This window comes from Candidatus Sphingomonas phytovorans (genome assembly GCA_029202385.1).
Taxonomy (GTDB): Bacteria; Pseudomonadota; Alphaproteobacteria; order Sphingomonadales; family Sphingomonadaceae; genus Sphingomonas; species Sphingomonas phytovorans.
On the sequence record CP119314.1, the window covers coordinates 1167454 to 1190507 of the forward strand.

Below are 23054 nucleotides of genomic sequence, written 5' to 3' on the forward strand. Positions count from 1 at the left end.
AGTCGGTGTTTCAATCAACAGAGGTGGATATGAAGGATTCGGTTGTCGCCGGAGGTGCGCCTGTGCGCGCCCATTTGATGCGATTTGCCCTTTCGACGGCGCTCTGCACCAGTGTTGCCGCCCCGGCGTTCGCCCAGACCAGCCAGGCAGCGCCCCCTCCACGCTATAACAATGTCGACGACCTCGGCATCGACCTGACGACGGGGCAGCCGAACATCAGCTTCACGGAAGGATCGATCGGCCCGGCCAATGGCGGCATCGCCTTCACCAGGACCTGGACCTCCGGGGCGGGATGGACGGATAACTGGACCGGCGGAGCATTCAGCAAGACGGTCGGCGGTATCACCACCTGGTATGTCGAACGTGGCGATCTTTCGGAGGCGTTCGTCCAGTCAGGCAGCACCTTCACGAACCAGCAGGGCACCGGTTCGACGCTTGGGGGTGGCCCCGCAAACCTGACCTATACCGCTGCCGATGGCACGGTCACGACGTACACCAGTTATAATATCGACGAGACCGGCTATGTCGTGAATCTCGCCTCTTGTGCCGGCGATCAGGGCACGTGCCTGCTGCCCAGCAAGATCGTCAAACCAAATGGCCTGACCTACACCTACGTCTGGAACAGGGTGTCGCGTTGCCCGAACGGAACCGCCGGCTTCAATTGTGGCGGCAAGACCTATTACAGGTTGACGAGCATCAGCAGCAGTGCGGGGTATCAGCTCACTTTTGCCTATTCGAGCAGCGCGATCACGGGCGCTGCGCCGTCGACCGGATGGTTCATCAAAGCGAGCGCGCAATACAGCAACACCAAGACCAGCTGCGGAAGCAGTTGTCCCTCGGTTACCTATCCGGCCTCCACCGACTATGTCGTCGTGGACCCCGCTGGAAGGCAATGGCAGTTTTCCGGCAATGGCGGGGCGTTGTCGAAAATACGCAAGCCCGGCAGCACCAGCGACGATGTCACGATTGCCTATGACGCAAATTCGCGCGTTTCCTCGGCCAGTTTCGTCGACCTTGGGACATGGACATATTCCTTCTCGGATGTCGGGACTGTGCGCACCGCGGTGGTCACCGATCCTTTGGGGCACGCCAGGACAATCATATCCAATATGACCATCGGTCGGCCCACCTCGGCGACGAATGGCGAGGGCAAGACGACGACATACAGCTACGGCACGAACGGCCTTCTGCAGAAGGTGACGGCGCCGGAAGGAAATTACACGCAATATAGCTATGACGCCCGCGGTAATGTCACCGAGCTGCGGCAGGTGGCCAAGGCTGGATCGGGGTTGAGCGATCTGGTGAGCACGGCGGGTTATGACGGAACCTGCTCAAGCGTCGCCAAGTGCAACAGTCCGAACTGGACGAAGGATGCCAACGGCAATCAGACGGATTACAGCTACGATCCCGCCACCGGGAATGTCCTAACCGTTCAGGCGCCAGCGGCAAGCACCGGCGGCACACGGCCAACCACGACCTACAGCTATACGACGGTCAATGGTGCGCAGGTCCTTGGCGGAACCTCGACCTGCCTTGCCGGCGCCAGCTGCGCCGGCACGGCCAACGAGCTGAAGACCAGCATCAGCTACAATGCCAACAGCTTGCCGGCGACCGTGACGAAACAGGCGGGCGACGGCTCGATCGTTGCCACCACGACACTTGGCTATGACAGTATCGGCAATGTCACCAGCGCTGATGGTCCCCTCGCGGGAAGCGATGACACCATCTATTATCGTTACGACGCCGATCGCGAACTGGTGGGTATCGTCGCGCCGGATCCCGACGGTGCCGGGCCGCTCGTTCGCAAGGCACAGCGCAATACCTACGATGTCAGGGGGCGGGTGACCCTGGCCGAGATCGGCACCGTCATCGATGCAAGTGACGCGGCGTGGAGCGCCTTTTCGACGGTGCGGCAGGTCGCCACGATCTATGATGGCGCCGACCGTCCGCTCAGCCAGACGATGAGCGCGGGTGGCACGACCTATGCGGTGACACAGAACAGCTATGACCACCAGCGGCTCGATTGCACTGTAGCCCGACTGAACAACGCGGCATGGGGCTCGCTACCGGCATCCGCCTGCACGTTGCAGGCCACCGGTAGCGCGGGCCCCGATCGCGTCGCCAAATATGCGTATGACAATGCCGACCGGCAGACGAAAGTCACAACGGCTTACGGCACTGCGGATGCGTCGGACGACGCGACGATCGCCTATAGCAACAACGGCAGGCAGGCGACGGTGACCGACGCCAACAGCAATGTGACAAGCTATGCCTATGACGGGTTCGATCGGCTGTCGCGGTCCTGCTATCAGGTTACCAGCAGCGTCACCTGCGCCGGCACGCCGGTGGACTATGAGCAATTCGGCTATGATCCCAACGGCAATGTGCTGACCCGGCGCCTGCGGGACGGCAAGTCGATCGGCTTTGGTTATGATGCCCTCAATCGACAGATCTCGACGACCTTCAACAATCCGGTCGACGTTACGGATTCGAATGTCACCTACAGTTACGATTTGCTGGGCCATCTGTTGCTGGCGCAGGATGGCAACGGGCACAAGACGGGCTACGGCTACGACGCGCTGGGGCGCGCGACGAGCGAGGTCGGCGCCTGGGCGACCCTGGCGAGCCAGTATGACGTTGCCGGCCAGCGAACCCGGCTGACCTGGGGTGACGGGTTCTTCGTGACTTATGAATATGATACAATTGGCAACATGACCGCGATCCGTGAAAATGGCGGGTTCCTGCTCGCAAGCTATGGCTACGACAATCTCGGGCAACGCGTTTCGCGCTCGCTCGGCAACGGCACGTCGACGAGCTATGGCTATGACAACGTCTCGCGCCTGACCGCATTGAACCTCAATGGCGGCACGCAACCGAATACAATGACCTTCGGTTTCAATGCGGCAAGCCAGATCACATCGCGAACCGCGACAAACGATGGTTTCGCCTGGACCGGGGCGACGAATATCGATCGCCCGTATAGCGCCAATGGCCTGAACCAATATACCGCCTCGGGAAGTGTGGCGCCGACCTATGATGGTCGCGGCAATCTCATAACAGGCGGGGCATCTACCTATCTCTACAACAGCAAGAACCAGCTCTCCGGCGCAAACGGCAATTATATCTATTATGATCCGGCGGGCCGGATCGACCAGGTGACGCAGTCGGGACTGACCTGGGATTGGGACGGCAACGCGCTTGTGGCCGAGCATCAGGGCGGCGTGATCGCGAAGCGCTATGTGCACGGCGCTGGCGTGGATGAGCCGCTCGTGGCCTATAGCGGCGCCGGTACCGGAAGCCGCACCTGGCTCGACGCTGACGAGCGCGGTTCGATCGTCAGGGTCACCGACGATGCCGGTAACGCTGTCGCCGTGAACGCATATGACGAATATGGCATCCCGGGCGGCGGCAACGCCGGGCGGTTTCAGTATACCGGGCAAATCTGGCTATCGGAGCTGGGGTTCCAATATTCCAAGGCGCGAATGTACTCGCCCACGCTAGGCCGGTTCATGCAGACCGATCCGATCGGATATGCCGACGGCGTCAATTGGTACAATTATGTTCGCAGCGACCCGATGAACAGCGTCGATCCGCTCGGATTGCAGACCTGCCCCCACAAAGGCAATAGGGCTGCAATTGGATGCGAGGTGGTTGTGCAGCCGGCGGTAACGCCGGATGGTAACGGCGGAAATTTCAGTGATGGCAGCGGACGTTCCGTCATTCTGAATGGAACCCTAGGGCACGGCGGAGTTGCAGGGGGCGCAGCTTTAGCAGGAGGCGGAGTGGGTGCGAGAGCGTCGCAAAAGCCGAAGCCGTTCTCATGCGCCGATGCGATGAAGCAGGCTGGAAAGATCAAGGCGAGCAGCGTTGGCCTGACGGCTGTCGGAGCAATCGGCCTACTGGGCGGCGTGGGCACCTGGAAGAATCTGAGCACTGGTGCGCACGGCTACTATAGGTTCTTGGGCTTCGGTGCAGGTTTGGCTGTTGGGGGCACATTCAGCCCGCAACTATATTCGAGCATATCGGCTTTCACTGGTATGTCTGACGGCATTTCGGCGGGCTTCTCAGCGCCCATACCGCTTTTGAATCTGAGTATTGGCTTAGGTTATGCGAGTTCATCGAATGATTCTGGGACAGGTTCCGGTCTGTCCATTGATCTAGGTTCTGCGTCGCTTCCTTCGGTTGGTGTGGTAGCGACGTATACAGATACCGAGATATTCGGATGCACGAACAAGTAGGATTTTAGGCATCATGAACTACCAGTTACTATTTGTAGGATTGTTCGGAGCTGTCGTTATTCTGCGAGCCGCTGTTATCGGCAGTCTGACACCTGACGGGAACGGGATTCGACGTGAGGACGGCCCGGCACTTTTCTGGGTGGTGCTTTCGTTTGCAATATTGCTCGATATTGTCTTTTTTATTTTCGCGTTCGATGTGTCATTGGCCGGAAAGATATTGAGCGCGATCCGATAACCAAGGCGCAGTAGCCTAACGAAGTTGTGTCGTAGCCCCTGCTGATGTACTCGCCCACGCTTGACCGGTTCATGCAGACCGATCCGATCGGATATGCCAACGGCGTCAATTGGTACAATTATGTTGGATCAGATCCGGTCAACGCGATCGATCCGTTCGGTTTGCAGACTTGCCCCCACAAAGGCAATAGGGCTGCAATTGGATGCGAGGTGGTTGTGCAGCCGGCGGTAACGCCGGATGGTAACGGCGGAAATTTCAGTGATGGCAGCGGACGTTCCGTCATTCTGAATGGAACCCTAGGGCACGGTGGCGTGGGAGGGGTAGGAGCTTTAGGCGGTGGGGGTACGGGAGCGCTGCAAAAGGACACGTCCGCCAGCCATTGTGCAGCAGTTGCAGTTAAGAAGAACGCTCGCGCTATTGCACTTGATGTGGCGAGCGTCGGATTGTCTTTAGCGCCGGGAGGAAGGGCCGGTGTCGCGCTGGGAGGCCTCGCGCTCGGAGCCGTAGGCCTTACAAATTCAGCCTTCTCAGCTGATACGAGGCGGCCCGGGATTTCACTTTCCAGCATCTCTCTTGGAATAGCTGGCTTCCACGTAGCATCTGCCGGGCCACTCGCAAGCGCATTCGAAGCCTCATCCGCAGTTGCCAAATATCTTCCTGGCATAGGAACGGGCCTTGCAGTGATTCAATCCGGCGTAGATGCCTATAACGGGTATCTTGATTATCAGGAATGTAGAGAGGGCAAATGAAGTCAGCCTTACCCGAAAAACAGAATCAAGGCGTCTCTCCTCGCGTTTGGGGACTCATTCTTGGACTGAGCGCAGTAGTTATATTTTTTACGCTGGTCGCACTGGGTGAGGCGGAGCGAGGAAAGATTGCTGCGTTTTCTTTCTTTGCGATTAGTATTTCACTGAGAATTCGTTGGGAACAGCGCCATGATAGCTTGTTTTGGCCCTCAGTCTTGGCCATAACATTCGCTCATTTACTAGTAATCGTTTTGGTAGATTGGATCCCAGAGCGAAACCCGGCGATCATATTTGCGCCGTTCACAATTCTTGATATTTTTCTTATTGTATGGGCCTTGAGGCCGCGATCTAAGATCGAGTGATCGCCGCAAAGTAAACCAGGCTGCTACGACGGAAACTACAACATTTCTGGTGACTTTGATGTGTTTGGTGCTGGAACCGCTGCTGCGCAGTTTCACGGTTCAATCACGAATATTGAGACAGGCGCTTCATACAATTTCGGCATACAGCTCAGCCCGGCCACAGGCGTTGGCATTGGATCGTATGAAGTGTCGGGGGCCGTTCGATCGCTCATCGCTGAGCCAGGCATCAACGTTCAAGTTGCATTTTATACAGGGGGACTTGGGCCTATTTCAGTAGGCGGCGCCTCGATTTCAGCGAATCGCAATCTGGGTGATAACCGAGGAGATGCCTCCCAGAACCTAGGCAAAATTAGTGTAGATGCAGGCGCTTCCTATTATGGAGGAGCTTTTATTGCAGATGGTACATTAAAATGGCTAGATAAATCACCACCACCGCCTTGCGCGCGCAATTAAGGGGAGCTGATATGCCGCCAGCCTTCTGGCAAGTTACAGGATCGGGATTGGCTTTTCCAATTGTAATGATGAATATCATGAGTCGATATGGGATAATTGGCAGAACTGTGAGCGAGAATTTATCTAAAGCTACGTTCGTGTTTTGTGCAATTGGATTGTTTCTTATTTTATTCTTGCGTGACAGGCGATTATCTCTCTTATTAATCCCCGCAACATACGTTGTTATAGTCGCGTATGATGCGGCAACTAAAGAATTAAATGTTAATTTTCTTTATCTTGGCGGCTGGGTGTTGTGCGGAGTATTTATGTTTGTTCAGGATAAGCGCGCTCCTTTGGCTAAGTGATCATGTGCCGCAAAAGGGCGCGTCCGCCAGCCGTGTGTAGCGGTTGCAGCTACGAAGAACGCTCGTGCTATCGCACTTGATGTGGCGAGCGTCGGATTGTCTCTCGCGCCGGGAGGAAAGGCCGGTGTTACGCTGGGGGGCAGAGTTGGCGTCAGGGTTTCTACGCGAGTGAAGAATCGTGGATGCGCTGGGGAGCAGTATACAGCGCCAGTCGCTGTCGCAGGTTCATGGCAACCCCTAAACCCCGTTGGAGCCCTCGACGAACCGTATGAAGCGGGCTGCCGTGATCGCGCGGGGCAGGGCATGTTGTATCAGGTTTATGCTGTCCCTGTTCCCGGCGGTGTCCGGCGTCCAGTTCTCCAGCGCCGTGCGCAGCTTCGGCAGATCGAGCCGGCGCGCCATCGCGGGGTTCTTCGCCAAGGCTGCCAGCTCATCGATCAGGGCGCCGCGATCGCGCGCGATCCTGGCTGCCCAGTCGGCCGCCTGGCGGCCACGTCGTGTCTCGTTGAGCACCATATCGGGGATTCGGCCTTGCAGCATGCGGCGTGCAAGCCAGCGCCGTTTGCCGCCGCGCAGATACTGGTCGTCGGGAATTCCCATGCAAAACTCGACCAAAGGACGGTACGCCGTCGGATCGCGGCTGGGGATGCCGTGGATCAGATCGAGGCCCTGCCTGATATCGCCCATTTCGCTCATCGCGTTGCCGAAGCCGGCCGCGCGATATGCCCGACTCGATCGCCGTGCGCGGAAAGAAATGTCGTGGCCCATGTCGCGGGCGCGATCGTGGACGGCCATCTCGCGGGCATAATCGGGATCGAGCGGGCACCAGCTATCGAGCGCCCCACTATCCGACGCAGCATCGTCGCTCGCCGAATGCCGGCGCGCCCAGCGGCGGTAAAGGGGATCGGGCAGGAACGGCAGCAGCGCCTGCGATGCGAAGGCCCGGGCAAACGAGCGGTCGCCCTGTGTGGCTTTCAGCTCGCGCGCCAGCCTCAGCCATCGACCACGCGCAAACCAGGATGGAAAGGCGCCCTTGCCGTCGAAACTGAACGACAGATTCCCCGCCGCGCCGAGCAACAGGACATCGCAACCGCGGCTCCTGGCCCGTGCGCGCAGTGCGTGGATCCAGTGGAGATTCATGGCGTTGCGCGGTGCCGCGCCGGCCATCAGGAACATGGCGGACAGCTTGTGATCGAACGACAGGCCAGCGGCGTCAAGCGTCTCGGTCTCGAGCATGGGATACATCGCAGCGAGCGCGGCCACGTGATGGCGCTCGTCGCCGAAGAAGGACGGGCCAAAGAAGGACGGGTCGGAAAAGGATGGGCCGGAAAAGGATGGGTCGGTGCCGTTGCAGCTTGCTTCGGGTATGCTGGTGAGCCCGAGCAGCGGCCGATCCCCGTCGGTCGCCTCCATCGCGAAAACAGCCACCGCCTGCGAATCCAGGCCACCGCTCAGGCTGATCGCCGGCCTGGCAAAACCATCGAGTGCCGCCCTTGTGCCTTCAAGCAACAGGGCATTCGCCGCTTCGACATAGTCAGCGTCTCGCCTGAGACGTATATTGGGCAGCGTCGCGCAGTCATAATAGCGGCGTGTCGTGATGCCAGCGGGCGAAATCGCGGCGCGAGTGCCGGTCGGAATGCGACTGACATTGCTGTACCAGCCGCGCTCCTCCTCGAAATAGTTCAGGTAGAGGCTGTCGGCGATCTTCTGCTCGTCGATCTGGGGTGCAACCTCGCCGCTGGCGAACACGATGCGTGCGGTCGAGGCGATGATGAGGCGGTCGCCGTCGTGCCAAACGTGCAGCGGGGGCGCCTGCAAGGGAGATCGGGCAAGGCGGACGCGGCGGCCGTCGGAGCTGACAAGGACGGTCGCGAACTGGCCGACCGCATGCAGATCGATCGCGTCGCCCCACCGGGCAAAGCCGGCGGCGTAGAGCGCAGAGAAATCGCGGGTGACGATCCCGAGATCGCGACGCAGGGCGTCGGCATTGTCCAGATAGCCGTTGAACATGATGCGCGATCCGCAGGGTGCAACCGCCGGCTGCCACACGCGCGCGATGGCGGGCGTCGGGCAATGCGCCGCAAACAGCGCGCGACCAGTATGATGATGCCCGACTGCCACATTGATCCCCGCAGCCAGCGACCGGGTGAAGCGATCGACGACGCCCCGATCGACCGGCACATCGTGCCAGTTGAGATAGAGCGCGATCACGCCGCGACCACGAAGCCCGCTTGTTCGAGCTCGCTGAGAAACGCATCGATATCGGCCGCGCACCTGTCAGGCGCGATATCGTAGCGTTCGGCCAGCAGTGCCGCGATGGCGGCAGAATCGCGGTGTCCGTCGATCGCCTGCCAGATCGCCATGCCGGTCTCCTTCAGAGCGTTGAACCGGCCGGTGTCGACCTTCATCAGCACCGCCTCGCCATCGATCTTGGTCTCGAGGAACTGCCCGATATTCTTGCGGAAGATCATTTGCCTGGCCTCCATTCAGCCCCCCCGGCGTATCCGAAGCGGCGCATCACCGGGAGGTGGGCCGATCGGATACGGCCTGCCTGCGCGGCGGAGAGGTGACTGAGCCAGTCGCCTGCACGTCCGCTGCGGAAAAACGGAGTTGCGCGCCGCGGGGCTTCGCGAAAGCCGCGGTCGCGCTCGGCGGCCTGGAGCGCCTCGATTCGGGTATGTCGCACCGCCCGGTCGACCCTGGCGGGATCAAGGACGGTTTCGGGCCGCGCGAAGGCAATCACGCTTGCAAGCGCGTCGGCGGCATTCGCCAGCATGTCCTCGTACCGGACGACAAGGACAGGGATGTCGGGTTGATCCACCCAGCTCGACACATGCTCGCTCCAGTCACCGAGCAGTTGCGGGATCTGCGATGATCCACGCGCGCCGATCGTCATCGCCGCATCGCACAATTTATCCACTGCGCGTTCCATGTCGGCATGGCCATCGTGAAACGCGTTCGACACGGCGACGTCGAGCGGGTTGCGGATGATGTAGACGACCACGCCCGATGCAGCAGGCGGGAAAAGCCAGCGGCCGTCGGCAAGGCGCTGCTGGCGGTCATGGACCTTCAACCACACCGGCGCTGTGTTGCGACGGGCCATGATGTCGAAGACATGTGGCTGAAGAGCCAGCGTTTCGTGCGGCAACAGATCGCTGCTGGATAACCCAAGAAAATTGTCGAACAGCCAGCGCGATCTGGCGACGCCACGGGTCACGCCGGGCGCGTTGATATCGTGCGGATCGTCAGTTTCGGAGAAGTAGTTGGCGAGCAGCAGCCTGAGCCAGGTGTTGCCCGACTTGGGATAGGAAGCGAGCCAGTCGATGCGGCCGCCGGTCTCTGGCAGCTCAGCCGGTGCCACGGATATCGGCCTCGATCATGGAAATGCTGGAAGCGAAGTCTGCCGGCGCGCGCGACCGGTTGAACCGCGATATGGCGACAGCCGCGCTCAGGCGCGAGGCCGCAGCGAAATAGCCGGCCTGTTCGGCGATCGCATTGCAGAACTGCGGACGATAATAGGCCGAACGCAACGCTGCGAAGCGGTCTGCTCCGATGACCGGGGCTATGCCCGGGTCGGCGTTGACGATGCTTTCCAGCACATAGAGCCGGTGGATCGGCAACGGCTCCCCATCGAACGCGATTTGGTCGGCGACATAGAATTTGTCGAGACCGGGCCGAACCGCGTCATCCGACTGACGATCGGTCAGCAGCAGTGCATCCGCCCACAGCTTCAACCGCCTGTGGCCCGGCAGCGCCATCACCTGGCCCGGATCGCTCAGGTCAAGCACGAGCACATCGTCTGAGCAGACCGCCAGGCCGCGCTGGGCGAGGGCGGCGGCCAATGTCGACTTTCCCTCGCCCGACACGCCGGTAAAGGCATAGATGCCGCCCGCATGCGATACGGCCGACGCATGCAACGGCACCAGTCCGTTCAGCCAGGCGATCGCGCCATAGACCGAACCGTCGAAGAACAGCCTCACTTCCTTGTCCAAGATGTCCTTGGTGCGGGCGTAGACGGTGCCGGCACCCCGGCGATAATGGAAGGCAAGGCCCCTCGGAAGCCTGAGCAGGAAGGCGTCGTGTGAAATCTCGTAGGTCGGGGTAACGGTCAAGGCATTGGGCAGGGACGCCGGCACGCTTCCCTCGCTCAGCCCGACTTCCGCCTGCAACCGCGCCATGCCGGCAGGTACAGCCATATTGATGGGAAACTCCTCCATTGCGCCGCCGGCCTATTGGAGCAAATCGGGCGGGCGATCAATTTTTGAGGGTTGATCCGCGGCTGGAAAGCCGATGTACGCGGGAGCAGACGGTGAGGGCGGCTGGAGAACCGGCAGAAAAAGCGTGAACCGCGCGCCCGTGCCCCCGGATCGGACGTCGACGCGTCCGCCGATGGCGGTGGCACGATGGACCTGATTGTTCAGGCCGCGACCATGGCCCGCCATGACAGGATCGAAACCGCGGCCATTGTCCGTGACGCTGATCATGACCTCACCACCAGTGGTATGGGTTGCGACCTTTATCTCGCTCGCATTCGCATGCTTGATGACGTTGGTGAATGCCTCCTGCAGGATGCGCAGGATATGAAGCGAATGGCGCTGGTCGAGCCAGGCAAGCGGCGGCGCTTCGGTGACTTCCCAGCGCAAGCTGATGTTCGTGGCCTCCAGCCGCGGCTGGAGGCGGAAGCGCAACGTGCCGAGCAGCAGCAGCAGATCGGTCTCGACCGGTTCCATCGAATCGATCGTGAGCTTGAGGTCATCGATACAACTCTTGAGCAGGTCTGCGATGGCGGTCTCGTCCAGTTCGCCATGTTCCACCACGCGCAACGCAGTGATCAACGAAGAGCCAAGCCCGTCGTGCATATCCTGCATAAGGCGTTGGCGCTCCTGATGGATGAGTTCGCGCCGCTCGACCTCGCGGCGTTTCTGGTGGCTTGCAAGCAGCTCAGCCTCGCGCGCTGCGAGCCGCTCGCCAAGGACGATATTAGCGCGTTCCACCTCGCCCACCGCAACCGTATAGCGGCTGAGGATGACGTGGCAGAACGCGATGGTCATCGCGGTCTGCGCATAGACGGACAGGAATATGTTCTCGATATTGACGAAGTTGTTCTGGAGCATCCAGTCATAGGCGCCGAGCAGCGCACCGAGCACGCCCCAGGCGGCAAGCGCGCATCCCTGCAGCGAGCGAGCGCGCCAACTCCAGTAGAGCCCGTTCAGGCAGACCAGATTGCCGATCACGAACATCGCCGGATACATCAACGGCGCGACGATGGTCGCGTCCTGCGAGCCTGCCACGAGTGGTAGCGTCGCAATCGCGAAGAACGCCGTTATGATGGCCACCGTCCAAGTCAGCAGCGTCTGACGATGCAGGTGGATTCTGATCAGGAACAGGTGGACGCTCGCGATGATCCACATGATCGAATTGACGGTAAGCCAGCCAAACCAGGCATCGGAAATCGGCAGACGATCCAGTCCCATGTAATTGTGCATGGTCCGCACGAACGTCGCGACGGTCACGGTGAAGAACAGCAGGTAGAGCGTTTCCCGCCGCCGGCCGAACCAGACGAACAGCGCGAAGATGCCACTCGCTAGAAAGGCCGCGCTGCCGATATACGGCAACTGGGCCTGAAAGAAGTTGCGCACCATGTAGGCGGGGCCAACCTCCGCATAGCTGCCGACCCAGAGGCTCGACAACGCACCGCCGATGCCGCGAACATGACGCAGCCGTACCACGATGTCGCGTGGCGGCGTACCCCCTGCGGTGTCATCGAAGGCTATCCAGAGCGGCTGGTTCGAGCCATTCCATTGCAGGTTCGCATGCGACTGGTAGTGGAGGGCACCGTCGACATAGATCGCGATCTCACCGTCCGTCTTCCAGCGTGGGATATAGAGATAGGCCTCGGAGGGAGGATGGGCCCCGGCGGGCAGGCGGAAATGATACCAGGTGGTCTGGGTCGGCGTGAGCGAGACGTCATCGGCTTGCCCCGGCAGAATCTTGGGGTGTGGCGCATAGGGCAACTGGACGTGGTGCCAGGTGCCCATGATCGAGCGTGGATCTACCATGCGGGGCGGCCGAGCATAGCCATCGGTATATTGAATGAGGATGTTTGCCTCGGTGAGGTGGATGCCGTTCGGCTTGCTCGCTGAGTAAATGCCGATCAACACCGCAAACACTGCCAGCACCACGATGGCGTAGTTGCGAAGACCTCTAAAGAATTCCATGGCTTCTGGCTTCGAAAATTGCTTCGGCCTTCGATTTTACCTCAAGCTTCTGGTAGATTCTTCGGACAAAGGTCATGACCGTGTTGCGGGAGATCGACATGAGTTCGGCGATCTCGTCATAGCTGAAGCCCTTGGTGATGAGCTGGAGCGCTTCGCGTTCGCGCGGCGACAAGGGAGCCGCCAATGGTGCCAGTGCTTCGGGCTGCGGTTCGTGCGGGCGAAAGCGCAGCAGTATCTGGCGCGCGATACGCGGGCTGATCGGGCTGCCGCCCGAATGGAGGCAGCGTATCTCTTCTGCCATCCTTTGGGCCGAACTGTCCTTGAGCAGATAGCCCGTGGCACCCGCCTCGATCGACGGGATGACGTGCCTGTCGTCGGCGAAGGTGGTGCTGACCATGATCCCGCAGAACGGCCAGGCGATATGCGCCGCGCGGATGACATCAATCCCAGATCCGTCTGGCAGTCCCAGGTCGACGACGAGGATATCGACCGGCTCGCCCTCCAGCAGTCTGGATGCCTGGGCAACATTATGGGCGGTCCCCGCGAGGATCATGTCGCCGGCCGCGATAATGGCGGCGGCAAAGCTATCCTGAAACGAAAGATCGTCCTCGACCAGGGCAATACGCAGGATGGCCGAGCCGTTGGTCGCAGTCATCGGCCGATCCGTTCCCCCGCGGGCGCTCGCCCTCCCAGGCCGCTGTTCGACGGCTTGTTCGGGCCGGTTTTACCACAACGGGTCAGGGCGTCATGTCGCTATTTATAGCGATATGTGGATCTATTTCTTCACCCTAGAAATGATCGGGAGACGGGGTGCCGGACGCATGGCGTTCGAAATGACAATCAGCCTTGTCACCGTTCGACCGCCGGGGGAGCGACGCGATGCTAGCGGGGATATCATGCGACGGCAGCATCGCTGGCCGTATGGCAGCCCGGCATAGGATAGGTCGTCGGGCGGTCGCCGGTGTCGGGCTGCTGGCAGGCGCGTCGGCGGGGATTCCGGTTCTGGCTCAGACCGCGAGCCAGATCACGCCCCCGACCTATGCTCCCCCCGTCGAAGGACGATCCGCGTCGCCACTGATGCTGCCGGCGGACACACTCATGGCGCCGCCCGTCGGGGCCGAGAAGCTGTTCGTGACACCGGCGGGCGTCGAGACGGAGGGCGGGATGCTATCATCCGCCGCCCTTACTGCGCTGCGCGAAACACTAGTCGGCAAGCGGATCAGTGTCGCTGCCATCTTTGCGGCAGCGGGCGTGGCGGAGGCCGCGGAGGCACGGCGGGGGCGTGTCCTGCTGCGGATCGTGGTGCCGCGGCAGGATATCGCCGACGGCGCGACAATACGCTTCGCGGTGGTCGAAGGATTTATCGAAAGGGTCGACCTGTCGGGCGTGCCCGCGAGGGTACGGGGGCGGATCGGCGCGGTGCTGGCGGACCTGACCGGGCGGCCCGACGTGACGCTTGGGCAAATCGAGCGCCGGTTGACACTGGCTGCCGAGGTTCCTGGTGTCGTGGTGCGCTCAACGCTTGCGGCCGGCGTGCGGCCGGGCGGTACCGTGCTGAGAGTCGACGCCACCTGGCGGTCGGTTAGCGGTTTCTTCACCGTCGACAACTCGCTCGGCACGACGCTGGGGCGCGAGGCATTTGGGGTCGGCATCGATCTCAATTCAGTGTTCGGGGCGGGCGAGGCTATCTATTTGCGGGCCTCCGGCCTTCCGACGCTGGGTCGCGAGACGAGCTTTCTCGATTCCACCCCTCGTAACCGTGCGCTCGCGGTGGGTGCGATCATACCGGTCGGCCGCGACGGCCTCGCGATCACGGTAGAAGGCACCGATGCGCGCACCGCACCACGGCACGACGTGTCGCTTCCCGGGTTCGCCAGCCGTTTCCGCCGCCTGTCGCTGGCGGTGCGCTATCCTGTCGTGCATCGACGGGCGCTGACGGTCGGTGTCGAGGCTCGCCTCGATGCCGAAGACGAACGTGTCGGGATCGTTACGCCCGCGATCCTGCCGCTGTCGCTCGACCGGCTGCGCGTCGCCCGGGCCAATCTGGATGTGAGCGCGTATCTGCCCGGCGGCGGCAGTGCGAGTGGCCGGGTCGAGGCGTCCTTCGGAATCAACGGACTCGGTGCCCGGTCCGCGGCTGACGCAAGTGGCGTGCTGCCGCTGTCGCGTGCGGGCAGCGATGCCGATTTCACCAAGTTGCTGCTGTCGGCGAGCGTCGATCAGCCGGTCGCCACTCATCTGGTGCTGGCGTTGCGCGCGCGTGGGCAGACAAGTTTCGGCCGGCCGCTTGGCAATGCAGAACAGATCGGCGTGGCGTCGCTCGACGCCATCTCACCGCTATCGTCAGGCACGCTTCAGGGCGATGCCGGCTATGTTGCTCGCGGCGAAGCGCGGAGCCCCTTTGTGTTCGGGCGAAAAGGCCTGCTCGCCAGCGTCGCGCCCTATGCGTTCGCCGCCCAGGCGCAGGTTCGACTGATGCAACCGACGATCGTCGAGCGACGCAGCACGGATGCGTTCGCCTATGGCATCGGGCTGCGGCTGGCGGGGCAGGTCGCACGCGGTTCTCCGGGCCTGTCGACCAGCATCGAGTTTGGCCGAGTCCACCGGGACGGATTCACCTCCGGTCGCGCTGCCTTCACCCTTTTCACCCGCTTCTGATCGAGGAAGTTCTCATGAATCGCATGCTCCCGCTCGCGCTGCTCACCTCAACCGCGCTGATTCCTGCCACCTCCATCGCGCAGGAGCTGCCGACCGGCGGCCAGCTTCAGGCCGGTGCGGCCACCATCGCGAACCCCTCGGCAGGGACGATTCAGATCACCCAGACGAGCGAGCGCGCGATCATCAACTGGCAGAGCTTCTCGGTCGGGGCGGGGGGGCATGTCGACATCAGCCAGCCTGGCGCGACGTCGGCGCTGCTCAACCGCGTGACGGGCAGTACGACCAGCGAGATCGCCGGGCAGATCACCGCCAACGGAGGAGTATTCCTCGTCAATCCCAACGGGATTCTGATCACCGCGACCGGGAGCGTCAAGGCGGCGGGGTTCACCGCCTCGACTCTCGACATCGCCGACCGCGATTTCATGGCAGGTTCTGACGAAACAACGGTCACGGCACCGAGGTCGGGGCAGGAGGTCAGCTATATCCGCGGCGGTTTCGCCGGGGCGATGCGTGGTGACGGGCGGGGCCTGGTCCAGGCGCGGCTGCGGTCGCTTGGCGCCTCGGGCGAACAGGCGGTCGACCTGGGTGGGGACGGCTTCCTCCAGGTCAAGGTGCCGACGGCCGGCGTGACGGTCGCCGGGCGCATCACCGCAAGCGATATCGTCCTCACGGCGGGCAGCGCGCGCGACATGGCGCGCGGCGTTGTCAACGTATCCGGGGTGCTCGATGCGACGAGCGTCACGAGCCATGGCGGGACGATCTCCTTGACCGGCGCCACGGTGAAACTCACGGGCGCCACCGTTGATGCTTCCGGGGCGACAGGCGGCGGCGCGATCCGGATCGGCGGCGACTGGCAGGGTTCGGGTTCGCTGGCTCATGCCACTCAGGTCAACGTCGATGCCGCCTCGATGGTCAGGTCCGACGCGACTCAAACGGGTGACGGCGGCCGGATCGTGCTTTGGTCGGATGAGAGCACGCTGTTCTCGGGTGCGATCAGCGCACGCGGTGCCGAAGGCGCCGCCGGCGGCGAGGCAGAGGTGTCGAGCAAGGGCTTTCTCGGGTTCGACGGCGCGGTCGACCTCTACGGCACGCGGTCGGGCACGCTGCTTCTCGACCCGTACAACGTCACGATCGTGGCAGGTTCGGGCGGCACACTCTCAGGCGGAACCTACACGCCCGGCGCCAATGATTCGCAGATCGGGGCGACCTCGATCACCAACGCGCTCGCCGCTGGCACCAACGTGACGATCACTACCGGCTCGGGAGGGTCGCAGGCGGGCAATATCACCGTCAGCTCGGCGATCAGCTGGTCGGGCAATGCGGGCCTGACGCTCACCGCCGCCAACAATATCCTCGTCAACGCGGCGATCACGGCGACCGGCACCGCCAACGCGAACAAGAAGGTAACGCTGAACGCCGGCAACGACATTTCCACCAGTGCCACCATCTCCAGTGTCGCCAACGGCACGGGGAATGTGATCTCGCTCAACGCGGGGCGCGACATCACGGTCGGCGGGGCGATGACGGCCAATGCCGGCACCGGCACCACGATCAACCTGACCGCTGGCCGCAATATCGGCATCACCAACACCATCTCGGCGACCAGCACGAGCGGCGGTACCGTGACGCTCACCGCCGGCAGCGACACTTATACCGGCGCCACCGTGACCGAAAGCGGCAGCGGCACGATCTCGGCCAACCGCCTGCGGTTGACGAGCGCTGCCACCGCACAGGCTGACAAGGCGGCGTTCACCCTCAACGGCGCGAACAATTCGATCGTGACGCTCGCCGGTTCGGTCGGGTCGCTCAGCTATACGGGTAGAAGACAGCTGATCGTCGGCACGGTCACGACCGCGGGTCTTACCGCCAACGGCGCCATCTCGCTCACGACCACCAATTCGAGTGGGATACAATTCAACAGCGCTGTCGCGACGTCCGGCACGCTGACGCTGAATTCGGCAGCTCCCCTGGCCACCGGTGCGGGAGGAAGCGTGAACGTCGGCAAGTTCGTGCTGGCGGCCGGTGACTGGCAGCAGGTGGCCGCCGTCCTGCCCGCCTTCTCCGCCGGAGATTTCCAGGTCGCGGCCAGCGGCGCATCCTTCCTGCGTGCGACGGGGGGCAATGGCAGCGCCGCTACGCCGTATCTGCTGGCCGATGTCTATGGCCTTCAAGGCGTCGGGACCGGCGGATATTTTGCCTATTTCAATTACGCGCTCACCGGCAATATCGATGCGAGCGGCACGGCCGGTTGGAATGGCGGCGCGGGTTTCGTGCCGATCGCCGGCGGCACGTCGAGCAATATCTTCCAGAGCGGCGTGTTCGACGGCCGGGGCTTCACCATCGCCGGGTTGACGATCAATCTGCCGGGCGTGAACTCGGTGGGCCTGTTCGGCGCCAGCGGCACGCTCATCAAGAACGTCAATCTTACCGGCGCCGATATCACCGGGGCTTATGGCGTGGGCATATTGGTCGGCAGCGCCGACGGTAGCGCCACGATCCTCAACTCCTCCGTCGCTGGTGCCGTTCACGGCACGCTGAATAACAATAGTCAACTCGGCGGCCTTGTCGGGACCAATGGGGGGGTGATCGACGGATCGTCCGCTAATGTGACGGTGGACGCCGCCACCGCCTATTCCAGCGGCGGGCTCGTCGGCTCGAACGTCGGCAGCATCACCAATTCCCATGCGGTGGGAACGGTTTACGGGGCACAATGGGTTGGCGGGCTGGTCGGTTCTAATAGCGGTACGATCGACAATTCCTATGCGTCGGCAAATGTCGTCGGCAGCCCTGACGGTGCGGCGGGCAATTCTTCGAATATCGGCGGGCTCGCGGGGCTGAATGACGGTGCGATCAGTCGTTCCTATGCCACCGGCGACGTCGTCGGCGGCACCGCGGTCGGGGGATTGGTCGGTATCAACGGGGCATCCTCCGCGGCGACCATCACGAGTTCCTATGCGCGCGGCAACGTCACCGGTTACCAGCAGGTCGGCGGTCTTGTCGGTAGCAACGGCAAGATGTCCTATGTCTGGAACGGATCGGGGGTCACGCCCGTCACGGTCGCTGGTTCGATCACGGGGTCCAACTATGGGGGAGGGACCGTCACCGGCGATTTCCTGGTGGGCGGATTGGTCGGAGAGAATTTTGCCGGCTCCATCACGCAATCGTTCAATAGCGGCACGGTGGCCGGGGGCCAGTTCACTGGCGGGCTGATCGGACGCAACGACGCCGGCGCGACAGCGAACGGCGTGTATTCGACCGGCACCGTAACCGGGTCGGCCTATGGCGTCGGTGGTCTGGTGGGCGAGAATTACGGTTCGATCGGCGATGCCTATGCGACCGGTGCGGTCGGCGGCACGGCCGGCTGTTATTGCTACACCGGAGGCCTTGTCGGGCTGAACGGCGGCACCTTGCAGAATGTCTATGCGACCGGTGCCGTGAGTGTGGGCGTCGTTGTCGGCGGCCTGATCGGCAGCCAGTCCGATGGGAATGTCAGCAACGCCTATTGGGACAGCTATTCGACGGGGCAGGGCAGCGCCATTGGGTCGACGGCTTCGGGCACCCTGACCAATATCCTGTCCGTCACGTCCGATCCGGCGCAGTCGGGTGCGGCGAACTATGCGTACAAGGCAGGCGCCTATGCCAATCTTGCGGTGGCGGCCGGCATCGGCACCGCGACCCCGACCGGCCTCGTGTTCCTGGCGGGTAATTCGACGCGGCCGTTCCTTGCCTTCGAAGTACCGACCAGCTTCACCACGACCGTGGATGCCGGCGGGCGTCTGCTGATCTCCAATAGCCACCAGTTGCAGTTGATCGGCTATGATCAGGCGCGCCTGTCGGGCAGCTACAGCCTGGCCGGCAATATCGACCTGACTGAAACCGGGGCGGTCGTCGCCGGCACGCCGGGCTCCTATTCGGGCATGTGGTCCAGTGCTGGCTTCGTGCCGATCGGCACCGATGGCCTCGGCAATGTCTGGAACGGTACCGCGCATGTGCTGCTCGCGAACGTCACCAGCGGCATCTATGGCTTCACCGGGACGCTCAACGGCAACGGCTTCACGCTGTCCAACCTGCGCATTAACCGATCGACGCTCAAGAATGTGGGCCTGTTCGGCCTGTCCTCGGGCGCGCTGAGCAACCTCAACGTGAGCGGCACCGTCAGCGGCCTGAACGGTGTCGGTGGGCTGGTCGGGATACTCTATAATGGCGGCAGCGTCAGCGGCAGCAGCAGCGCGGTCAACGTCAGCGGCAACAATCTGGTCGGCGGGCTGGTCGGCAACCAGAATGACGGATCGAGCATCACCCGAAGCAGCGCCAGCGGCACGGTCAGCGGCGTCAACAATGTCGGCGGACTGGTCGGCTATGCTTCGGGCGCGACGATCACGCGGTCGTTCGCGACCGGCACGGTGGCCGGCGCCAACTATGTCGGCGGGCTGGTCGGTTATCAGTACAACTCAGCGACCGCCAACAGCTATGCCACCGGTCAGGTCGGTGCATCGACCAATACAGCGGGCGGGCTGATCGGCTATCTCTACGGCGGCAGCCTCGCCAACAGCTATTCGACCGGACTGGTGATCGGCACGCGCAACGTGGGCGGACTGATCGGGCAGAAGGCGAATGGCGCAACCGTCACGAGTTCCTACTGGAATGTCCTGACCAGCGGGCAGGCGACCAGCGCGGGAGGCACCGGCCTGACCACGACGCAGATGCAGGCCCCCCTCAGTTATGTCGGTTGGGACTTCGTCACGATCTGGAACACCCCCAACGCCAGCGCCTATCCGGCGCTTCGCCCCTGATCCTCCTCCTTTCGCGAGACCGAACGATGAATATCCACGACAGCCATGATATCCCCGACGCCGCGCCGGCACCCAGGCGACCCTGGACCACACCCAGGCTCGAAAGGCTCGGCAGCATGGACGACACCATGCAGGATGCCACCCAGCCGCCCAATGACGGATCGGCATCGCCCAGCCTCCACGCATCCTGAGTGATGCGCCACCGGATGGCACGATCCTGCTGAAGACGCGGTTCTATCGCGCCTCGACTGAAACCCCGTTTTGCGAGGAGGTACAGTGAGAGAGATTGTCGGGTTCGCCCTTTGCGGAACAATGTTCCTGATCGCGCTTGGAAGCGTCTGGATGTTGGCGACCCGTCGTCGCCGACGCCGGCGCATTCCCAGGCAGCGCCTGAATATCGTCGCCAGCGTCCAGAACGCCGACGAGCACGATGTTGCGATCGCGCATTTTGCCCTTGGCAGGCGCCGGGCCTGAGTGCTTTCCGCGGGCCTGGAGCGCTTTCCGATTGTCTTTTCGGTGTAGCTCTTAATTCAGGCGTCTTCATGATATGAAGGTCGTGGATGACGGGTGCACCGATCGAGATGACGCTGGAGTTGCGGGTATCTGAGCTGCGAAACGCCAGGGCGCCTATGCTGTGGGGGTTCCCGCCATCGCGCATCGCAACATCGGCGCGGATTCGGCGGGCCTTTCTCCGATCGAACGATTGGCGCACTGGATATTCGTCGACGGAAGCGGTGTCGTGAAGACGCCCTTCGGTATCGCGGGGATCCCTCCTCAGGCCGCCATGAACGTTGTCGCGGGCCTCTCCGTGGCCGGGCTGATGCTGCCGGAAGCGGTGGCTTATGCGGGCATCGCCGGGTTCACGCCGGGGCGGGCCATTCTCGCCGCGCTTGCCGGTGGCGTGGCCTATGCGCTGCTCGGGCGCAGTCGTTTCGCGATCGTCGGGCCGACCTCTTCCTCAGCCGCCATTCTCGCGGCGGCACTGGCGACCCTGCCGGGCAGCCCAGCCGAACGCGGTGCGATGGCGACGGTGATGGTCGCGATCGTCGGGGCGCTGTTCGCGGTGATCGCGCTGTTCAGGCTCGGCAGCCTGTCGGCCTTCATCGCGCGGCCCGTGCTGCGCGGCTTCGCCTTCGGCTTGGCGATCAACATCATCATCCGCCAGGTGCCGCATTTGCTGGGGTTGAAGGTCGCCTCCTCCTCCACATTGGCCCTGCTGGTCGAGATCGCCTCGAATCTCGGCCGGACGAATATCGCCAGCATTACGATCGGCGTGGTCGCACTGGCGCTGCTGCTTGGCTTGCGCGCGACGACTCGCCTTCCTGCCGCGCTGATCGCCCTGATGCTGGGCGTCGCCGCGTCGCGAATGATCGATCTGACGGCATTGGGCGTGGCCTCGGTCGGGCCTATCGATCTCACCCTGTCCGCCTGGACCCTGCCTGATTTCAGCTTTGCGCGCTGGTCGCGCCTTGCGCAGCTCGCCGCCCCGTTGACGCTGATCCTGTTCGCTGAAAGCTGGGGCACCGTTCGAACGCTCGCGCTGCGGCACGGGGATACGCTGTCCGCCAATCGCGAGTTCGGCGCGTTCGCGGGTGCGAACCTGTTGTCGGCGTTCGTTCAGGGCATGCCGGTCGGGGCCGGTTTTTCAGGCGCCTCGGCGAATGAAGCCGCTGGCGCGACGAACCGCCTCGCCGCGATCACGGCGCTGGTCGCGCTCGCGACGGCGGCATTGCTGGCGGGGCCGACGATCGAGGCGCTGCCGGAACCGTTGCTGGCAGCGGTGGTGATCGCCGCGCTGACTCATGCGCTGTCGCCGGCACCGCTCACGCGATTGTTCATGATCGACCGCGACCAGTGGATCGCGCTGGCGGCGGCATGCGGGGTCATCCTGTTCGGGGTGCTCGATGGGATGCTGATCGCGGTGGCGCTGTCGATCGGCGCGCTGCTCAACCGCATGGCCCATCCCGTGGTAAGCGAGCTTGGCTGCCTCGACGGCGGCCATGACTTTGTCGACCGCGCGCGTCATCCCGAGGCGCGGGCCGTGGCGGACATGGCGATCTTTCGCCCGAACGCACCGCTTTTCTTCGCCAATGCCGAACAGTCGCTCGGCACCATCGCGACCAAAGTACTGGCACGGGCAGGCAATACGGATGTCGTGCTCAGTCTGGAGGAAAGCGACGACCTCGACAGTACCGCGCTTGAGGCGATTGCCGAGTTCGAGAAGATGCTTGAGGCGAAAGGGCTGTCCCTCCATCTCGCGCGGGCGCATGATCGGGTCCGCGACGTGCTTTTAGCGGCGGGGTTCGATCGCCTGGCAGAGGGCGCATCGTTCAGCGTCGCCGATGCGGTGCGCGCGGTCAGGGCCGGGAAGGAGAACGACCATGTACAACCTGCTTGAGCCGCGCCTGCAGCCAGTCCCGCTCGCCTCGCTGCGTCCGACCCAGATGACGGTCGGCATGATCGAGGTTGACCGCAAACGACGGCAATGGCTGGATCATGTCGCGGCGAACGGGCCCGATTTCCTCGGCAGCCATATGATTCCCGTGGTGCTCGGGCCGAAGAAGGTGCCCTGGCTGATCGACCATCACCACCTGGCGCGCGCGCTGCACGACGAAGGGGTCGAGCATGTACTGGTCAGCGTGGTCGCCCGGCTGTGCGACCTGCGCAAGACGGAGTTCCTGACCTTCATGGACAATCGCAACTGGCTCCACCCCTATGATTCGAAGGGGAAGCGGTGCGACGTCACTGACATGCCGCGCTCGCTGGGCAAGCTGACCGACGATCCCTATCGCTCCCTTGCGGGAGCGGTGCGGCAGGCGGGTGGCTATGCCAAGACCGACACGCCCTATTCCGAATTCCTCTGGGCCGATTTCCTGCGAGGCCGGATCCCGGCGAAGCTGGTGGCGGACAAGTTCGAAAAGGCAGTGAACAAGGCGCTGGAAGTCGCGCACGGCGAGGATGCGACTCACCTGCCGGGCTATTGCGGGACTTTCTGACCGGCGGGGCC

15 protein-coding genes are annotated in these 23054 nt (G+C 62.7%); 9 read left to right on the forward strand and 6 right to left on the reverse strand.

All coding sequences use genetic code 11. The features are described 5' to 3' along the window. Positions 1 to 29: 29 nt before the first annotated feature. From P0Y59_05355 to P0Y59_05365, 3 genes are all read left to right on the forward strand, one after another. Positions 30 to 4238 carry a hypothetical protein gene (locus P0Y59_05355; GenBank protein ID WEK01117.1) on the forward strand — a complete coding sequence of 1403 codons (4209 nt, stop codon included), beginning with the start codon at positions 30 to 32 and terminating at the stop codon, positions 4236 to 4238. Positions 4239 to 4517: 279 nt separating this feature from the next. Next, a complete protein-coding gene (locus tag P0Y59_05360; protein ID WEK01118.1) occupies positions 4518 to 5222 on the forward strand; it encodes a hypothetical protein in 705 nt (234 codons plus the stop codon). Positions 5223 to 6045: 823 nt separating this feature from the next. Then, a complete protein-coding gene (locus tag P0Y59_05365) occupies positions 6046 to 6378 on the forward strand; it encodes a hypothetical protein (GenBank protein WEK01119.1) in 333 nt (110 codons plus the stop codon). A 237-nt stretch (positions 6379 to 6615) separates the two neighbouring features. Here P0Y59_05365 and P0Y59_05370 read toward each other — a convergent pair whose 3' ends face one another. The 6 genes from P0Y59_05370 to P0Y59_05395 are packed head-to-tail and all read right to left on the reverse strand — an operon-like array spanning position 6616 to position 13251. Continuing rightward, positions 6616 to 8589 carry an asparagine synthase-related protein gene (locus tag P0Y59_05370; GenBank protein WEK01120.1) on the reverse strand — a complete coding sequence of 658 codons (1974 nt, stop codon included), beginning with the start codon at positions 8587 to 8589 and terminating at the stop codon, positions 6616 to 6618. Beyond that, positions 8586 to 8849, reverse strand: a complete 264-nt coding sequence (locus P0Y59_05375; protein ID WEK01121.1) for a PqqD family protein — start codon at positions 8847 to 8849, stop codon at positions 8586 to 8588. Before P0Y59_05375 ends, P0Y59_05370 begins: the two co-directional genes overlap by 4 nt. Continuing rightward, positions 8846 to 9739, reverse strand: coding sequence for a sulfotransferase domain-containing protein (locus P0Y59_05380; protein WEK01122.1), 894 nt, complete (start codon positions 9737 to 9739; stop codon positions 8846 to 8848). The genes P0Y59_05375 and P0Y59_05380 overlap by 4 nt, the downstream gene beginning before the upstream one ends. Beyond that, positions 9726 to 10574, reverse strand: a complete 849-nt coding sequence (locus P0Y59_05385; protein WEK01123.1) for a hypothetical protein — start codon at positions 10572 to 10574, stop codon at positions 9726 to 9728. Before P0Y59_05385 ends, P0Y59_05380 begins: the two co-directional genes overlap by 14 nt. 33 nt (positions 10575 to 10607) lie before the next feature. Next, positions 10608 to 12596: a sensor histidine kinase gene (locus P0Y59_05390; GenBank protein ID WEK01124.1), complete on the reverse strand. Its 1989-nt coding sequence runs from the start codon at positions 12594 to 12596 to the stop codon at positions 10608 to 10610. Further along, a complete protein-coding gene (locus P0Y59_05395) occupies positions 12583 to 13251 on the reverse strand; it encodes a response regulator transcription factor (protein ID WEK01125.1) in 669 nt (222 codons plus the stop codon). Before P0Y59_05395 ends, P0Y59_05390 begins: the two co-directional genes overlap by 14 nt. A gap of 266 nt (positions 13252 to 13517) precedes the next feature. Here P0Y59_05395 and P0Y59_05400 point away from each other — a divergent pair, with 266 nt between their 5' ends. The 6 genes from P0Y59_05400 (at position 13518) to P0Y59_05425 (ending at position 23043) form a co-directional block, all read left to right on the forward strand. Then, the gene (locus P0Y59_05400) at positions 13518 to 15254 is read left to right on the forward strand and encodes a ShlB/FhaC/HecB family hemolysin secretion/activation protein (protein WEK01126.1); all 1737 of its coding nucleotides are present in this window, start codon (positions 13518 to 13520) and stop codon (positions 15252 to 15254) included. A 14-nt stretch (positions 15255 to 15268) separates the two neighbouring features. Next, positions 15269 to 20047 (forward strand): GLUG motif-containing protein, encoded by a 4779-nt coding sequence (locus tag P0Y59_05405; GenBank protein WEK01127.1) that lies wholly within the window; start codon positions 15269 to 15271, stop codon positions 20045 to 20047. A gap of 26 nt (positions 20048 to 20073) precedes the next feature. Then, positions 20074 to 20238: a hypothetical protein gene (locus P0Y59_05410; protein WEK01128.1), complete on the forward strand. Its 165-nt coding sequence runs from the start codon at positions 20074 to 20076 to the stop codon at positions 20236 to 20238. Between the two features lie 121 nt (positions 20239 to 20359). After that, positions 20360 to 20521 carry a hypothetical protein gene (locus P0Y59_05415; protein ID WEK01129.1) on the forward strand — a complete coding sequence of 54 codons (162 nt, stop codon included), beginning with the start codon at positions 20360 to 20362 and terminating at the stop codon, positions 20519 to 20521. 310 nt (positions 20522 to 20831) lie between these two features. Beyond that, positions 20832 to 22445, forward strand: coding sequence for a SulP family inorganic anion transporter (locus P0Y59_05420; protein ID WEK01130.1), 1614 nt, complete (start codon positions 20832 to 20834; stop codon positions 22443 to 22445). After that, the gene (locus tag P0Y59_05425) at positions 22429 to 23043 is read left to right on the forward strand and encodes a ParB-like protein (protein WEK01131.1); all 615 of its coding nucleotides are present in this window, start codon (positions 22429 to 22431) and stop codon (positions 23041 to 23043) included. Before P0Y59_05420 ends, P0Y59_05425 begins: the two co-directional genes overlap by 17 nt. The last annotated feature ends 11 nt before the right edge of the window (positions 23044 to 23054 follow it).

Coding starts and splice junctions, on each gene's coding strand:
- P0Y59_05355 (WEK01117.1), top strand. CDS start 30: ATGAAGGATTCGGTTGTCGCCGGAGGTGCGCCTGTGCGCGCCCATTTG.
- P0Y59_05360 (WEK01118.1), top strand. CDS start 4,518: ATGTACTCGCCCACGCTTGACCGGTTCATGCAGACCGATCCGATCGGA.
- P0Y59_05365 (WEK01119.1), top strand. CDS start 6,046: ATGCCGCCAGCCTTCTGGCAAGTTACAGGATCGGGATTGGCTTTTCCA.
- P0Y59_05375 (WEK01121.1), bottom strand. CDS start 8,849: ATGATCTTCCGCAAGAATATCGGGCAGTTCCTCGAGACCAAGATCGAT.
- P0Y59_05385 (WEK01123.1), bottom strand. CDS start 10,574: ATGGCTGTACCTGCCGGCATGGCGCGGTTGCAGGCGGAAGTCGGGCTG.
- P0Y59_05390 (WEK01124.1), bottom strand. CDS start 12,596: ATGGAATTCTTTAGAGGTCTTCGCAACTACGCCATCGTGGTGCTGGCA.
- P0Y59_05395 (WEK01125.1), bottom strand. CDS start 13,251: ATGACTGCGACCAACGGCTCGGCCATCCTGCGTATTGCCCTGGTCGAG.
- P0Y59_05400 (WEK01126.1), top strand. CDS start 13,518: ATGGCAGCCCGGCATAGGATAGGTCGTCGGGCGGTCGCCGGTGTCGGG.
- P0Y59_05405 (WEK01127.1), top strand. CDS start 15,269: ATGAATCGCATGCTCCCGCTCGCGCTGCTCACCTCAACCGCGCTGATT.
- P0Y59_05410 (WEK01128.1), top strand. CDS start 20,074: ATGAATATCCACGACAGCCATGATATCCCCGACGCCGCGCCGGCACCC.
- P0Y59_05415 (WEK01129.1), top strand. CDS start 20,360: ATGTTCCTGATCGCGCTTGGAAGCGTCTGGATGTTGGCGACCCGTCGT.
- P0Y59_05420 (WEK01130.1), top strand. CDS start 20,832: ATGAACGTTGTCGCGGGCCTCTCCGTGGCCGGGCTGATGCTGCCGGAA.
- P0Y59_05425 (WEK01131.1), top strand. CDS start 22,429: ATGTACAACCTGCTTGAGCCGCGCCTGCAGCCAGTCCCGCTCGCCTCG.